This window comes from Daejeonella sp. (genome assembly GCF_036405355.1).
Lineage (GTDB): Bacteria > Bacteroidota > Bacteroidia > Sphingobacteriales > Sphingobacteriaceae > Daejeonella.
On sequence record NZ_DASWXT010000050.1, the window covers coordinates 1 to 15,838 of the forward strand.

At 40.9% G+C, this 15,838-nt stretch carries 15 protein-coding genes; 11 read left to right on the top strand and 4 right to left on the bottom strand.

Annotated elements, in window-relative coordinates:
• Nucleotides 1-51: 51 nt before the first annotated feature.
• Nucleotides 52-279 carry a hypothetical protein gene (locus tag VGE44_RS06005; protein WP_331076936.1) on the top strand — a complete coding sequence of 76 codons (228 nt, stop codon included), beginning with the start codon at nucleotides 52-54 and terminating at the stop codon, nucleotides 277-279.
• Nucleotides 280-374: 95 nt separating this feature from the next.
• On the opposite strand, the gene VGE44_RS06010 is transcribed toward VGE44_RS06005, so the two are convergent.
• Together VGE44_RS06010 and VGE44_RS06015 are read right to left on the bottom strand one after the other, a co-directional pair.
• On the bottom strand, nucleotides 375-812 hold the full coding sequence (locus VGE44_RS06010) for an Hsp20/alpha crystallin family protein (protein WP_331076938.1): 438 nt from the start codon (nucleotides 810-812) through the stop codon (nucleotides 375-377).
• 50 nt (nucleotides 813-862) lie between these two features.
• Nucleotides 863-1,399 carry a PepSY-like domain-containing protein gene (locus tag VGE44_RS06015; protein WP_331076939.1) on the bottom strand — a complete coding sequence of 179 codons (537 nt, stop codon included), beginning with the start codon at nucleotides 1,397-1,399 and terminating at the stop codon, nucleotides 863-865.
• A gap of 439 nt (nucleotides 1,400-1,838) precedes the next feature.
• On the opposite strand from VGE44_RS06015, the gene VGE44_RS06020 reads away from it, so the two are divergent.
• Nucleotides 1,839-2,774 (top strand): pentapeptide repeat-containing protein, encoded by a 936-nt coding sequence (locus tag VGE44_RS06020; RefSeq protein WP_331076940.1) that lies wholly within the window; start codon nucleotides 1,839-1,841, stop codon nucleotides 2,772-2,774.
• Nucleotides 2,775-2,797: 23 nt separating this feature from the next.
• Here VGE44_RS06020 and VGE44_RS06025 read toward each other — a convergent pair whose 3' ends face one another.
• Nucleotides 2,798-3,823, bottom strand: a complete 1,026-nt coding sequence (locus tag VGE44_RS06025) for a LacI family DNA-binding transcriptional regulator (protein ID WP_331076942.1) — start codon at nucleotides 3,821-3,823, stop codon at nucleotides 2,798-2,800.
• 135 nt (nucleotides 3,824-3,958) lie between these two features.
• Here VGE44_RS06025 and VGE44_RS06030 point away from each other — a divergent pair, with 135 nt between their 5' ends.
• The 7 genes from VGE44_RS06030 (at nucleotide 3,959) to VGE44_RS06060 (ending at nucleotide 12,644) form a co-directional block, all read left to right on the top strand.
• Nucleotides 3,959-5,341 carry a hypothetical protein gene (locus VGE44_RS06030; protein WP_331076944.1) on the top strand — a complete coding sequence of 461 codons (1,383 nt, stop codon included), beginning with the start codon at nucleotides 3,959-3,961 and terminating at the stop codon, nucleotides 5,339-5,341.
• Nucleotides 5,338-6,171, top strand: coding sequence for a sugar phosphate isomerase/epimerase family protein (locus VGE44_RS06035; RefSeq protein ID WP_331076946.1), 834 nt, complete (start codon nucleotides 5,338-5,340; stop codon nucleotides 6,169-6,171). Before VGE44_RS06030 ends, VGE44_RS06035 begins: the two co-directional genes overlap by 4 nt.
• Before the next feature lie 12 nt (nucleotides 6,172-6,183).
• A complete protein-coding gene (locus VGE44_RS06040; protein ID WP_331076948.1) occupies nucleotides 6,184-7,329 on the top strand; it encodes a Gfo/Idh/MocA family oxidoreductase in 1,146 nt (381 codons plus the stop codon).
• Between the two features lie 173 nt (nucleotides 7,330-7,502).
• Nucleotides 7,503-8,279: a 3-ketoacyl-ACP reductase gene (locus tag VGE44_RS06045; protein ID WP_331076950.1), complete on the top strand. Its 777-nt coding sequence runs from the start codon at nucleotides 7,503-7,505 to the stop codon at nucleotides 8,277-8,279.
• Nucleotides 8,280-8,304: 25 nt separating this feature from the next.
• Nucleotides 8,305-9,591: an MFS transporter gene (locus VGE44_RS06050; protein ID WP_331076952.1), complete on the top strand. Its 1,287-nt coding sequence runs from the start codon at nucleotides 8,305-8,307 to the stop codon at nucleotides 9,589-9,591.
• A gap of 92 nt (nucleotides 9,592-9,683) precedes the next feature.
• Complete coding sequence (locus VGE44_RS06055) at nucleotides 9,684-10,865, top strand: PmoA family protein (RefSeq protein ID WP_331076954.1); 1,182 nt, start codon at nucleotides 9,684-9,686, stop codon at nucleotides 10,863-10,865.
• A 6-nt stretch (nucleotides 10,866-10,871) separates the two neighbouring features.
• Nucleotides 10,872-12,644 carry a PQQ-dependent sugar dehydrogenase gene (locus tag VGE44_RS06060; RefSeq protein ID WP_331076956.1) on the top strand — a complete coding sequence of 591 codons (1,773 nt, stop codon included), beginning with the start codon at nucleotides 10,872-10,874 and terminating at the stop codon, nucleotides 12,642-12,644.
• A 776-nt stretch (nucleotides 12,645-13,420) separates the two neighbouring features.
• Here the strand turns inward: VGE44_RS06060 and VGE44_RS18420 are convergent.
• Entirely contained in the window at nucleotides 13,421-13,756 is a 336-nt protein-coding gene (locus VGE44_RS18420; RefSeq protein WP_414649290.1) for a transposase, read from the bottom strand.
• 436 nt (nucleotides 13,757-14,192) lie between these two features.
• Here VGE44_RS18420 and VGE44_RS06065 point away from each other — a divergent pair, with 436 nt between their 5' ends.
• Nucleotides 14,193-14,495, top strand: a complete 303-nt coding sequence (locus VGE44_RS06065) for a metalloregulator ArsR/SmtB family transcription factor (protein WP_331076958.1) — start codon at nucleotides 14,193-14,195, stop codon at nucleotides 14,493-14,495.
• Nucleotides 14,496-14,513: 18 nt separating this feature from the next.
• Nucleotides 14,514-15,620 carry an NADH:flavin oxidoreductase gene (locus VGE44_RS06070; RefSeq protein WP_331076960.1) on the top strand — a complete coding sequence of 369 codons (1,107 nt, stop codon included), beginning with the start codon at nucleotides 14,514-14,516 and terminating at the stop codon, nucleotides 15,618-15,620.
• Nucleotides 15,621-15,838: the final 218 nt, after the last annotated feature.

Below are 15,838 nucleotides of genomic sequence, written 5' to 3' on the forward strand. Positions count from 1 at the left end.
TTGCTTTACTAAAGTTTTGAAAGTTTTAACCTGCATCTCTTATCTTTGTATATGGAAGAACCATTTGATATTTTTATAGGATCAGCAACCTATTCCGTATTTCCGGAAGAGGATAATACATTTACTATTTTCAAAGAAGGCAAGGAATATATCCACATTCAAAAGGATACAGAAGGCGTATGGTTAAAACTCGATTATGAAACCGACCTTCCGATTTTTGATGAAGATCCTGAGGTAAATGATATTGGTCGCGAGATAAATTTACACCAGGCCGATTAGTATTATCATTATTTGTTCATCGACAAAGAATTAACTTTTTATAAAAAAGGCCGTTCCGGAATCCGGAGCGGCCTTTTGAGTAGTTAGGAGAAAAATTATTTCAACTCTATCAAACGTGAAGTGCTTTTAGCTTCCTCACGTTTACCAATATCGAGTTTAAGTATTCCGTTTTCATAGCTTGCTTCGATCATATTGAGATCAGCCTGCTCAGGAAGGTTAAAGGACCTGACAAAGGATGTAAAGCTATATTCACGATGGGTATAGCGCTTGCCTTCTGAATTGTGTTCCTCATTGTCCTGGTAGGAAATATTCAGGATTTGCCCCTCTACATTAATTTTAAAACATTCCTTTTTTAATCCCGGAGCAGCCATTTCTACATGATAGAAGTCGGCACTCTCACTTGAATTCACAGCAGGCAGAGAGCCGGGAATTCTTTCACTGAAAAAGGTATCATTAAAAATTGATTCGAAAACATCATTAAAGCCTGGCAATAATGATCTGCTTCCATTGTTGTTAAATTTAACCAGTGTCATAATTGTTATGATTTAATAAAGTTTAAAATAAAGTTTAAAATTTCAATTTGTTAAACTGCCGGCAGGGCCAGTTTTACTTTTCCGCTTTCATCAAGGTAGACTGCTTTTTTGATTATTCCTTTCTTCAACAGCACTTTGTATTCTGTATCCACCCTTCTGCCGTTATTATCAATTCGCTCCTCTTTGTCAACAAGCGACCAGCCATTATATCTCGATTGGATCGTCTGGTTCACAGGTTCAGGTAAAGAGTCCTTTTTAAGAGTCTGTTTTAAGCGCATCAGGTTTCCCTTGCTATTGTAAATTGCTTTATATCTGCCCTCACTATTGATGATATCCACTTCATAATACAGGGGATCCTGTTGTTCAGACGCAGGGCTGATCTCTACATTCCACTGTTTTCCATAATTCTGAGCTGTGATTTTTGTAAGGGTCTGGCTTATGGGTTCAGGGAACGATTTTTTAATAGAATCCAACACCACAGTAGGTGTATTGCCATTTTCAGTAGGTTTAAGAGCTACTTTTACTACTTGTGCGCTGCCTGACAATGTTGCAACGTTCAGCGCCATGATTAAGATTAGTTTTTTCATAATTGTTTCTAGTTAAAGGTTCAACCATAAATAAATTAACTTTTACCATAACGGTGATTTATCCTGTACAAATTGTGTACAAAACCCTGTTTAAAGCCTCCAAACTGACATTTTGTTAATTTCATTACCTGATTTCTGAATTTTTGACTTTTAAAAATGACATATTTTAAGATTTAATGAAGCCCCCTTCCTGATAACATAAAGTAGATTAGATTTAGTGATGAGGCAGACATAATATACTCTGTACTGAACTCGTCTGGAACCTGTAATTAATTACTGATTTACTACCGCTTCTTTTGTTGAAACTCCTGAAATGTAATTCTTAGATTTAAAAACAACTATAAGTAGCTTAAATACAACTATAAGTGTTGGTAGTTTTCGCGTTCGGCAAGTTCACCTGCATAGCTTTGCTTATCGAAAATTAAATAAAAGATTTACAATGGAAACTAAGATGATCGGCAATAAAATTGCCACAGCCCGAAAGAGAATAAACATGTCGCAATCCCAACTTTCTCAACTTCTGTTTATTAGTCCGCAAGCGGTTGGAAAATGGGAGCGCGGTGAATCAATGCCTGATATATTAACCCTTAGCCGCCTGGCAGAAATTCTGGCTGTTGACCTGAACTATTTTTCTGAAAACTTTCAATCTGATGATAATCAAATGCCTTCCAAAATATCGGCTGAAGATATTGAAGACATTGACCAGACTACGCAGCCGCCACTTACACAAGAACGTCAGATTAAAATAAATCTTAAGGCGGTCAATCTGCAGGAGAGTGATTTTGCGGGCACTGTATTACACAAAGGGAAATTTAAAGCGAGTCCCTTATTCAGGGCCGACTTTGCGGGTGCCGACTTGACCGGAAGCTCATTTGAAGTCAGCGATGCCCGTGAAACTAATTTTGACGGCACAAATCTGACAGACTGCAGCTTTTCCATCACTGACCTTAACGGGGCCAGCTTCCACAAATCCATTCTTGTCCGTACCGATTTTAATAAGTCATCACTTATCGGAACCAGGTTTACAGATGTAAACCTGATCGATGTGAAATTAACAATGACCGACCTCAGAAAAACAATTTTTGAAAACGGCACCTTTACAAACGTTGATTTCAACTACTCCGACCTGCGGGGAATGCATTTTGAAGGTCAAACCTTTATCGGAGTACAGTTCGACAAATCTGCACTGAACGATGTTTCGTTTACCGGAGCCACACTCAGAAACGTATCATTCCGGCTGCCATTTTCTCTAACAAACAAATCTTACCGTGCTTTCAAGACCGTATGCTTTGACGGGGCAATGATGGATAAACTAACTTATGCCGGACTGAAAGGTCTATGGGTTGTCGATTTATCAAAGGTTATTATTATTTAAACAGGAATATCATGGAAGCTTGTTCAGCTACCCTTAAGCGATGATTCCCTGACAATCAATAAAGGCTCAAGAACAATCTTATCAGGTTCTCCATCATAAGGATTTGCCTTATTACTCATTGCAAACAGTAATCGGGCGGCCTCCTCTCCCATCTCGACTGTCTTTTGGTTTATCGTAGTTAAACTTGGGGAAATATGCTCGCTAAATCCTTCGTTCGAAAATCCAACTACCCCCACATCCTCAGGAATCCGGTATTTTTGAGCCTTTAATGCTTTTATTGCTCCCAGAGCCGTAAAATCTTCAACGGCAACGACGGCATCAGGAACTAATTGAAGCTGTAATAGCTTATCCATACATTCTGTCCCTGATTTAATGGTGTTTTTACCATAAATGATCAGTTCTTCTTCAACAGGGATATTATACTTTCTCAAAGCGTCCAGATATCCGCGTAAGCGCTCATTAAAAATTGGAATATGTTTTAGGCCTGAGATATAGGCAATCCGTTTATATCCGTTTTGAATGAGATGCTCGGTTGCGATAAAACCACCTTTGTAATTATCTATTGTTACTGTCGGCACAGGAATATTTTCATTGACCGTATCAAATAAGACCAGCGGAATATTGCGCTTCTTAACTTCAAGGTAATGCTGATAGTTAATGGTCTGTTTCCCCATCGTGGCTATGATACCATCCACACTCGACTGGATGAAGGTATCAATACCTTTAATTTCATTTTCGGGCAATTCATGCGACTGATACAATAGAATACTATAGCCATTCTGGTTAATGATATTTTCCATACCGAATACAATTGAACCAAAAAAGCTTTTATCTGCACTCGGAATAATGACACCTATAATTTTCGTCTGACCCGACTGCAGTGAAGAAGCAATTTTATTCGGCCTGTAATTTAATCTTTCAACTGCTTCATTAACCCGCTGTTTAGTCGTGGCACTGATACCCGGATGCCCGCTCAGGGCTTTTGAAACACCCGAAATCGTAAGGTTTAATTCTTCAGCAATATCCTTAAGCGTCGTTCTCTTTGCCATTCTTTTTAAAATGCATTAAAATGATTTGAAAATTGAAAATTAAAAATATACATTTATTCAAACGTTTGAATAGCTAACAAATCAAATCATTAACCCTATTTAGCATAATCGCCTTACCAGCGATAAAGATACCTTATGATTAGTATAAATAAAACACTGAAGCCTTCTGACCTTCAAACTAAGCTAAAACAATTCTGGAAGCTCTCGGGCCAAAAGATAATGGATCTGGATAAGAATTATGATGTTTCTAAAGGATCGCCAGTCTTTACTGTGAAAGGGAAATACAGCACCCGTGGCTGGACTGAATGGACCCAGGGCTTTCAGTTTGGTTCTGCCATTTTACAGTTTGATGCGACAGGCGATAAAGAATTTCTGGAGATTGGCCGGAAGAACACTTTGGCAGTGATGGCCCCGCATATCAGCCATATCGGAGTTCATGATCATGGTTTCAATAATGTGAGCACCTACGGCAATCTCCTGCGACTGATGAACGAGGGCAAAACAGAATATAACGAGTGGGAAAAGGAATTTTATCAACTGGCGCTTAAAATTTCTGGTGCAGTTCAGGCAAGTCGCTGGACAAACGTAAAAAATGGCGGCTTTATTCATTCCTTTAACGGACCGCATTCCTTATTCGTAGATACGATCCGCTCCTGCCGTGCCTTATTGGTGAGCCATCTTCTGGGTCATGTATTTCAGGCTGAAGGCGATATAAAGATCAATTTACTCGAAAGGGCCATATTGCATCTTAAAGCCACTGCAGATTATTCAGTTTTTTATGGTGAAGGCCGTGATATGTATGATTTATGGGGCAGAGCGGCACATGAAAGTGTTTTCAATACCAAAGACGGGAACTTTCGCTGTCCTAACTCACAACAGGGTTATACCGGTTTCAGCACCTGGACACGCGGATTAGCCTGGGCAATGTGTGGTTTTGCCGAAGAGCTTGAATGCTTCGAAACGCTTTCGGATGCTGAACTTGATCTGTTTGGTGGCCGTAAAGAAACGGAAGCCTTTATGCTGAAAGCAGCAAAAGCAACCTGCGATTTTTACATTGAACATACCCCATCTGATGGCATCCCCTATTGGGATACCGGTGCACCCGATCTTCATAAACTCGGCGATTATTTAAATCGTCCGGCCGAACCATATAATGATTTTGAACCTGTGGATAGTTCTGCAGCTGCGATTGGGGCACAGGGACTCCTTCGTTTAGGAAAATATCTGATCAGGAAAGGTGATCAGGAAGCTGGTGAACGCTATTGGCAAGCCGGTTTAACGGTAATGAACACTTTATTTGATGAACCTTACCTGAGCACAGATACGAATCATCAGGGTTTGATCTTACATTCAATTTACCACCGTCCGAATGGATGGGACCATGTCCCGCAAGGCAGCAAAATACCAAACGGTGAATCCAGTATGTGGGGAGATTATCATGCGCGTGAAGCTGCATTATATCTTCAGCGGATCATAAACAATGAATCCTATTTATCATTTTTTGGAGGTCTAAAATGATGCCGGAACAATTGATGGATCTTTCGCGTTTATGTGTTCACACAATAACCACTAAACCCTGGACTATTGAACAGGCTGCAAAGAATTTTTCAGAGGCAGGAATTGGAGGAATTACGGTCTGGCGTGATACGCTGAATGGAAGGGATATCAAACAAACGGGGCAAATGCTCCGGGATTCTAATCTGGATATTGTCTCACTTTGCCGGGGAGGCTTCTTTCCGAACAGTTCAGTTGCAGGCCGGCAGGAAGCAATTGATGATAATCATAAGGCAATTGATGAAGCTGTGGCATTGGGCGCACCATTGATTGTTTTAGTCTGTGGTGCAGTGCCCGGACAATCTTTAACTGAATCGCGTAAGCAAATAAAAGACGGAATTGCGGCTGTTTTACCATACGCTGAAGCTGCCGGAGTAAAATTAGCCATTGAGCCTCTGCACCCGATGTATGCAGATAGCCGATCAGCGATCAATACGTTAGCTCAGGCAAATGATATGGCTGAAGAACTGAATTCTCCCTGGCTTGGAATCGCACTGGATGTCTACCATTTATGGTGGGATCCTAATCTGGAACAGGAAATTAAACGCTGTGGACAAAACAATAATCTTTCTGCCTTTCATATCTGCGACTGGAAAAGCCCGACGCTTGATATGCTCAACGACCGGGGTTTAATGGGTGAAGGCTGCATTAATATTAAAGAAATACGGGGATGGGTTGAGGAAAGTGGTTTCAATGGATTTATAGAGGTAGAGATCTTCTCTAACTTATATTGGAAAGAGAATCAATCCGTATTCCTTAAAAAAATTACCGAAGCATATTTAAAAAATTCTTAAGAATACAACATAATGAAAGTACATAACATAGGAATCATCATGAACGGCGTCACCGGGCGCATGGGAACCAATCAGCATTTATTAAGGTCGATAGCTGAAATAATTAAGCAGGGAGGAATTAAGGTTAGTTCTGACGAAATCATCATGCCTGATCCGATACTGGTAGGCCGTGATATCCATAAATTAGAAAAATTAAGTCAGCTGTCTGGCGTAAAAAAGATGACTACCAATGTGGATGAAGCCCTGGCCGACCCACATAATATCATCTATTTTGATTCCCAAACCACAGGCAGAAGAGCAGAAGGTGTAAGAAAAGCAGTACAGGCAGGCAAGCATGTTTATTGTGAAAAGCCGATAGCCATTGATACCAAAACTGCACTTGAATTATACGAGCTCTGCAAGGCTGCAGGATTAAAAAACGGGGTTGTGCAGGATAAGCTATGGCTACCCGGTATCATGAAGCTGAAGAGGCTGATTCAAAACGGATTTTTTGGCGAGATCCTGTCTGTTCGGGGCGAATTTGGTTACTGGGTTTTTGAAGGGCATTCCATCCCTGCTCAAAGGCCTTCGTGGAATTATCGCAAGGAAGATGATGGTGGTATCATCGTAGATATGTTATGTCACTGGCGCTATGTGCTTGATCATGTTTTTGGAAAGGTAAAAGCAGTATCATGTCTGGGTGCAACTCATATCCCTGAACGTATTGACGAACAAGGCAAAGCTTATAAATGTACTGCCGATGATGCTGCCTATGCGACTTTTGAATTAGAAGGAGGTGTAATTGCCCATTTTAATTCATCCTGGGCCGTTCGCGTTCGCCGCGATGATCTGCTAACCCTGCAGGTTGACGGAACCAAAGGCTCGGCAGTTGCAGGTTTGAGAGAATGTTATACACAGCATTACGGTAACACACCTAAACCGGTATGGAATCCGGATATCGAGCAACCGATTAAATTTTTTGAGGGCTGGTCTAAAGTGCCTGAGCAGGAAATTTTTGAAAATGCATTTAAAGTACAATGGGAGCTGTTCTTAAGACATGTTGTAAAAGATGAACCATTTCCATGGGATTTGCGGGAAGGTGCAAAAGGGGTTCAATTGGCAGAAAAAGGTATTGAAAGCTGGGAGAAAAGGTGCTGGCTGGATGTACCGGAGTTGTAGAGCAATGGGCTGTGAGAAATGAGATATGAGCAATGAGATTTGGGCTGTGAGCTGTGAGAAATGAGATTTGGGCTATGGGATATGAGCGTTGCCCAAGCTGAAAGCCCATAGCTCAAAGCCCAAAGCCCAAAGCAAAATCAATAATAATTAATTGGCATTTATTAGCATATCATATGCAAACAAAGAAAATAGCATTTATAACCGGGGGCACCCGTGGAATTGGTTTTGGCATAGCGCTGGAACTGGCGAAGGCTGGTTTTGACCTTGCCATTAATGGTGTCCGCGCTGAGGAAGCCGTACAGGAGGTGATTCGGGAACTTGAAACACATGGCGGACAAGTAATTTACTGCCGGGGCGATATCGCTTCAAAAGCAGACCGCACTGCAATGATTGAAAAAATCAAGGCTCATTATGGAGGTCTGAATGTTTTGGTCAATAATGCAGGGGTAGCACCCAAAGAGCGTAAAGATATTCTGGAAGCATCCGAAGAAAGCTTTGAGTATCTGCTGTCCACCAATCTCCAGGGACCCTATTTTCTGACTCAGGCAGCAGCAAACTGGATGATTGTTCAACAGCAGCAGGATAAAAACTATAAAGCCTGTATAATCAATGTTTCGTCTATTTCAGCAACGGTTGCCTCGGTTAACCGCGGAGAATATTGCGTTGCAAAAGCGGGCTTAAGTATGACAACACAGCTTTTTGCCTCCCGTTTGGGCGAATTTAACATTCCGGTATATGAGGTAAGGCCGGGTATAATCCATACCGATATGACTGCCGGTGTTACCGAAAAGTATGATAAATTAATTGCAGATGGCTTATGTGTTCAAAAGCGCTGGGGTGAAGCTTCTGATGTTGCTAAAGCAGTGCTGGCACTGGCAACAGGTTATTTCCCCTATTCCACCGGACAGGTAATTATGGTTGATGGTGGCTTAACCCTTTCCCGTTTATAAATAGAAGATCAATAAACCATTGAAAATGAAGCAAAACCCTATTGACATTCAAGCTACTGATCAGGAATCTACAGATCCTGTTGATTTTAAATATATCATCAAACAACTGGTACAGATTCCGGTTATGGTGGCAGCCCTGGGTTACCTGGTGGATATGTATGATTTGTTTCTGTTCAGTGTGGTTCGCGTCCCAAGTTTATTATCACTGGGAACTTCCCAGGAGGCCTTATTAGACGATGGTATCGTTTTATTGAATTTACAGATGGCCGGACTATTGATCGGAGGAATATTCTGGGGGATTTTGGGGGATAAAAAAGGGCGGCTTTCTGTACTCTTCGGCTCGATCCTGATCTACTCTCTGGCTAATATTGCCAATGGCTTTGTCACTTCCTTTGAGCAATATGCCGTTTTAAGATTTATTGCAGGTGTGGGTTTGGCTGGTGAGCTGGGTGCAGGGATTACCCTTGTTGCTGAAGTGCTTCCACGCAAAATACGGGGTTACGGGACTACCCTGGTGGCAACTATGGGAGTCTTAGGGGCTGTTCTGGCTTATTTTATGGCAGATCTGTTTGATTGGCGGACTTCATATTTCATAGGTGGCGGACTTGGTTTATTATTGTTGGTACTCCGGATGAAGGTATTTGAATCAGGAATTTTTGTAAAAATCAAGGATAAAAATATCGAACGGGGTAATGTTTTAATGCTTTTTAATAATAAAAAAAGGTTTTTTAAATACCTTAAATGTATCCTGATCGGTTTACCTATCTGGTTTGTTGTAGGAATATTGATAACATTCTCTCCTGAATTTGGTAAGGCCCTTGGAATAACAGAACCGGTCAACGCAGGGAAGGCCGTTATGTTTGCATTTTCAGGTCAGGTGCTCGGTGATCTGGCAAGCGGATTTCTAAGCCAGTATTTCCAGAGCAGAAAGAAAATCATTTTAAGCTTTATGCTGATTTCCTCTCTTATGGCGGCGGTTTATCTTTTATTCCCGACAAAGGATATTGTTGTTTTCTATGCTATATGCGCACTTTTAGGCTTTGCTAACGGCTACTGGACACTGTTTGTGACTGTTGCTGCCGAAATGTTTGGAACTAACCTCCGGGCAACGGTCGCTACTTCGGTTCCTAATTTTGTCAGGGGCTCTGTGATACCGTTAACAGCATTATTTATTCAGTTCAAAGGGAGTTGGGGCATTATTTATGCGGCAGCCGCAGTTGGTTTACTGTCGTTTGTAATAGCTGTAATTGCGCTCAGGTATTTAGATGAGACCTTTCATAAGGATTTGAATTATGTGGAGGAGGAGGATTAGGGACCCGATAGCTATCGGGTGGGGAATAGGAAATTGGGAATAGGAAATGGGGAACTAGAACAAATACAATTCTTAACATTAAAATTTGAAAGATGAGATCAACACTATTTTTTTGTTTGATAGTTGGTGTATTTTTGGATGCAAGTGCCCAGGTATCTAAGACCATTCGGATTGCGAATGATAATATTGTAAGAAAAAATAGTATTGTCCGGTTCAAATTAAAGTCTGCAGGGGCTAAAGAGAATATATATCTTATTGATAAGGACAAAAAGAAGTATCCTGTACAATTTCTAACAGATGGCTATGCCTGTGCGATAATGAGTCTTAATCCGGGGGAAGTTAAAAGCTTTAAAACGATCAGGGAAAGAAAATCAGCAAGCAAAGCAGATGTTTTATTAACAGAGGCTGAAGCTAAATTCACAGTAAATGGCAAGCAGGTTATCGGTCTGCAAACCGGTAAAAAAGAATTGCCGGCAGAGATTGAACCTGTATTCCGACGCGGAGGGTATATTTTTCCGGTGCTCTCCCCTTCCGGTCTTTCAGTTGCTGATGATTACCCATTAAATCATAAACACCATCATGGGATATGGGCTGCATGGACAAAAACTGAATTTGAGGGTCGGAAGCCCGATTTTTGGAATATGGCCGATAAAACAGGTACTGTTTTGTTTGATGGAATTAAAAATACGGAGTCAGGATCAGTATTTGCGTCTTCAGAATCTGTAAATGCATATTATGATCTCTCAGTAAGCCCAAATAAGAAGGTTTTGGATGAAAACTGGATGATTAAAGTTTACAATACAGAAGGTGATGAAAAGCCTTATTATATCATTGACCTGGAACTCAGACAGCAAAATTCCACCTCTTCTGTCTTAAAACTTCCGGAATATTTATATGGAGGAATCGGCTTTAGAGGCAATGGAGAGTGGAATGGAAAGGATAATGCCAATTTTTTGACTTCAGAAGGCAAGGACAGAAGTAATGGGCACGCTAGCACTTCAAAATGGGTTCACATCAGTGGTAATATTGGTGGAAAACTTAGTGGTATCAGTATTTTATCCCATCCGGATAATTTCCGATCTCCACAACCCATGCGTATCCATCCTACAGAACCTTTCTTTTGTTACGCACCATCACAAGCAGGCGACTTTGAAATTAGGCCAGGAAAGGAGTATATAGCCAGATACCGCTTTATTGTTTATGATGGGGCAGCTGAAGCAGCTTTTATCAGCAGGATGTGGGATGATTATGCTCATCCACTGGTAATTAAATAGTCAAAGATGGCAGCATACAAGATTTATCCAACCAAGCAAAGTCAGTATAGTTTAATTGCAAATAAAACAATTAATATGGTTTACTTAAAAGTATTTATTGTCTTCTGTTTTGCGCAGCTCATTATTCTCAATGCAGAAGCACAAACAATCAATGATTATCCCCAGGATAAGAAAACCATTGAAGAAGGAAAAGCCTTATTTACCCAGAACTGCAGTTCCTGCCATAGTTTTACACAGAGAGGTATCGGACCGGATTTATCAGGCATAACTACTGAGCTAACCAAACCTGCACTCCTTCGCTTTATTCGCAATTCACAGAATGTAATTGAAGGTGGAAACCCGCGCGGGATTAAATTGCTGCAGGAATATAAGGTTCCAATGCCTTCATTCGAAGCCCTGAGCAATGATCAAATGCTGTCAGTATTGGCCTATATCAATACATTTAAGGTAAAAAAAGAAGCAGCAACTGAAAAATTCGGGCCTGTATTGAATGACCCTATCCCCGAAAAGATAAAAAAATCAGGTTTAAGACTTGAACTGGAGGAAGTTACTAAAGCCAATCCAAGCGCCGACAAAATACCTCTGGCCAGAATAAATCAAATGCGGGTTTTACCAGGTAAGAAGGAACGCAGCTTTATTGAAGATCTGAGAGGTAAATTATATGAATTAAAAGGCAGTCAACTGACTGAGGTAATGGATATTAGTACTCAAAGACCAGCCTTTATTTCAGTACCAGGTTATGCTACCGGTTTTGGAAGCTTTGCCTTCCATCCCAATTTTTATAAGAACGGATTATTTTATACCATTCATTCTGAAAAGCCGCGTTCAGCTCCCTCAGATTTCGCTTATGCGGATTCTATTCCGGTTCTGGTACAATGTGTACTTACGGAGTGGAAAATTAATGACCCAAAATCAGACAAATTTGAGGGTAAAAGCAGAGAACTTTTACGGATTGACATGCCAACCGTAATTCATAGTATGCAGGAAATTGTCTTTAATCCCCTCTCCCGGCCCAAAGATTCAGATTATGGATTATTATACCTTACAATGGGCGACGGTGGTTCGGCAGAAGCCGGGTTTTCTTTCCTTTGCAATACAAACACTCAGATCAGGGCCTCCGTTATACGCATAGACCCTCGGGGAAACAATAGTAAAAACGGGAAGTATGGAATCCCGGCTATTAATCCATTTGCCAGCGACAATGATGATAAAACACTTGGAGAGGTATATGCAAGAGGATTCCGCAATCCAAACAGAGTAGCATGGACACCTGATGGAAAGATGCTGGTATCTGATATCGGCTTAAACAGTATTGAAGAATTAAATCTGATTCAGGCTGGAGCTGATTATGGCTGGCCACAGCGGGAAGGAACATTTTTCCTGAATAATAAAGGCAAAATGAATAAGGTATATGCCTTACAGCCTGATGAATCGGACTTTAATTTTGCTTATCCCATTGCACAGTTTGATCATGATGAAGGAAATGCAATATCAGGAGGTTATGTTTATGAAGGCAATATCGAACAGCTTAAGAATAAGTATATTTTCGGCGATGTTACGACCGGAAGGGTATTTTACCTTAACAATGAGGAAATTGAAGCAGGCAAAGAAGCCCGAATTCTGGAATTTGACTTGTCATTTAATGGAGTCACCTCTACCTTTAAAAACATCACCGCCAGCCGCAGAGCTGATCTTCGTTTTGGATTAGGAGCGAATAAACAATTTTATCTTTTTACTAAAACTGATGGAAAAATCTGGAAAGTAACGGGATGTAAGTGATTATGATTTTTACTCTTGCATCGTCACCGGTAAACTGCCAGTATTTTAGCCTCCTAAGTATTCCAGTAAGTTCGTTAAAGTATTTATGACATGACCAGTACGGTTGCTCAATAGGCTTTAGCTTGAGCTAATATTCCGTTTATTTTCGGGCCAGTCCGAACGGAGTTCATCCGGGCGGGCTTCAGCCCATAGACTACAGTAATTGAAAGTTTTGGAATAATAAAAATTTGGATTAGGGAATGGCGGGTATGAATTATTTATCGGCAATTTGGTGCTGAAGCACCAGTAATTGTTCCGTTCTGGTCGCTTAGGTTTTGGGCTAAAGCCCGATCCGAAAACCTAATCATTACCCGGAGCTAAAGCTCCGGGCTATTGAGCGACGTGGCTAACCCAACGATCGATCAATAGGCTCCAGCTTTAGCTGGGGTCAAATAATTTGTTCGTTTTCGGGCCAGGCGGAAATACAGACCGGACGGGTTTTTGACAATATTCCATAAGACGGGAGCAAAATTATATTGAGCTGAAGCCCGACTAATGCGGTCGCTCAATAGGCCCCAGCTTTAGCTTGGGTCAATGAGATTGTTCGTTTTCGGGCTTCAGCCCAATATTCAGCAACAGGTGAGAAAAATTACATTGGGCTTTAGCCCAATAGATAGAACATTAATTTCATCCAATTTGTTTGAAACCTATTTTATCAATAAAACTATTGTATTCTTCTTCAAATGATTTTCTCTTATGATGCCTTTCCTGATTTTTAATGTATTCTCTTACCCTTGCTAAATTGGATTCAGAAACAGAAATTGCCAGGTATTCATCCTCCATTCAAATTTTGATGCATACGAATTGGTAAATCCCCCTCTCAGGTTGATCCATCTCGAAGATTCTCCTTTGATTAGTTTTAGAACATCTTTAATACATTGATCGCTTTTTAAAGAAATGAGACAATGGCAATGTTCATCATATCCGTTTATGGTATCTATATGGATATTCTTCTTTTTTGAATTTTGGCGAATGTGTTCCCATAATTCATTCCGGAATTTCGATGATTTTAAAAATGGAATTCGATTTTTTGTGCTCCAAACACAATGGATAATTATTTTTATAAATGACATTGCAGGGCTTTTTAGACCACAATATTTGAAAGTTTTGGAATATTAAAAATTCGGATTAGGGAATGGTGGGCGTGGATTGTTTATCGGTATTGCGGCGCTGAAGCACCGGTATTTGTTTCGTTCTGGTCGCTTAGATTTTGGGCTGAAGCCCGATTTGAAAACCGGATCTTAACCTGGAGCTAAAGCTCCGGGCTATTGAGCGAGGTGCCTATCCCAACGTTCGATTCGTCATAATATTTATGGCATGACACTAGTACGGTCGCTCAATAGGCCCCAGCCTTAGCTGGGGTTAAATAATTTGTTCGTTTTCGGGCCAGGCGGAACGGAGTTCATCCGGGCGGGTTTTAGCCTAATAGTTTTTTCCGTAAAATATCACCCCCATGTCATCTCTGCTAATAAATTGGAATATCGAGAATTTCCGATATATCTTTGCACAGTGGATCAGGTAGAAATTTTCAAAGCACTGTCAAACAAGACGAGATTGCAAATCCTTAATTGGCTTAAGGAACCGGAATTAAACTTCCCGGATCAAAAACAACATGCCGGTTTTGAACATGGGGTTTGCGTTGGACAGATCCAACTAAAGGCAGGACTTACCCAGTCGACTGTTTCTGAGTATTTATCGCTTCTGCAGCGAGCCGGACTCATCAAATCAACCCGGATTGGTCAATGGACCTATTACCAGCGTAATGAAGAGGCTTTTGAGCTTTTAAGCCAGGTTATTCAAAAAGAAATCTAATTAAATTTAAAAAATAGTATGAATACAGACAGTTTATTCAGGCCGTTCAGCCTGAAATCACTCAATATAAAAAACCGCATTGTAATGGCGCCAATGACGCGTTCGTTTTCTCCAAATGGCATTCCTACAGATACTGTAGCAGCATACTATCAAAAGCGGGCAGAAGGCGAAGTGGGATTGATTCTCTCTGAAGGTACGGTCATTGACCGGGTATCTTCCTCAAATGATCCTAATATCCCCCATTTCTATGGTGAACAATCCTTAGCCGGATGGAAAAAAGTAATCGACAAGGTTCATGAAGCTGGAGGCAGTATGGCTCCGCAGATATGGCATATGGGTGTTATGGATAATCATCGTTCCGGCTGGTTGCCTGCACAGCCATTTGAGGGTCCGTCTGGCTTAAACCGTCCGGATTTCAAAAACGGTAATATCATGACCAAAAAGGATATTGAAGATACTATCATAGCCTATGGAAAAGCGGCTGCTGATGCCAAGCGTCTCGGTTTTGATAGTGTTGAGCTGCATGGAGCACATGGCTATTTAATTGACCAGTTTTTTTGGGATGGCACCAATAAACGTACTGATGAATATGGTGGAAAAACACTTGCAGATCGCAGCCGTTTTGGTGTGGAGGTAGTCAAAGAAGTGCGCAAACAGGTGGGTGAAGATTTTGCAGTAATTATTCGATTATCACAGTGGAAACCTTCTGCATATACCAATCAAATGGCCAAAACTCCTCAGGAAATGGAATATTGGCTAAATCCGCTTTCGGAGGCCGGAGTCGATATCTTCCACTGTTCTCAGCGCCGTTTCTGGGAGCCTGAATTTGAAGGATCAGATCTTAATTTTGCAGGATGGGCAAAGAAAATTACCGGTAAAGCCACGATCACCGTTGGTTCTGTCGGTTTAACAGGCGAATTTTTAGCAGCATTTGCTGGTGAAAGTTCTGAGCCCAGCAATCTGGATGAGCTGATGAGGCGTATGGATCGCGGTGACTTTGACCTCGTTGCTATTGGTCGCCCCCTACTGGCTGACCCTAACTGGGTTAAAAAGATTAAAAATGGTCAGAGTGATGAGTTAAAAGGATTTACGAAAGCTGCACTTGGAGAATTGGTTTTAGAATAAAAATGCGACTGCTCATTAATAATGAGCTAAGGGAAATTTTTAATTTATAAATCAAGAATATAAAGCCTGATGTGAAAATATCAGGCTTTGATGTTTTTCCATATTCATTCTTTATTGTTATCTTAAATTAATATGAGTTTACCTGGTTTATTTCAAATGGCAGGTGGTCCTTTTGCCGGGCTGTTGGTCCCGATGAAAAACAGCTCCGGGTAAAATAA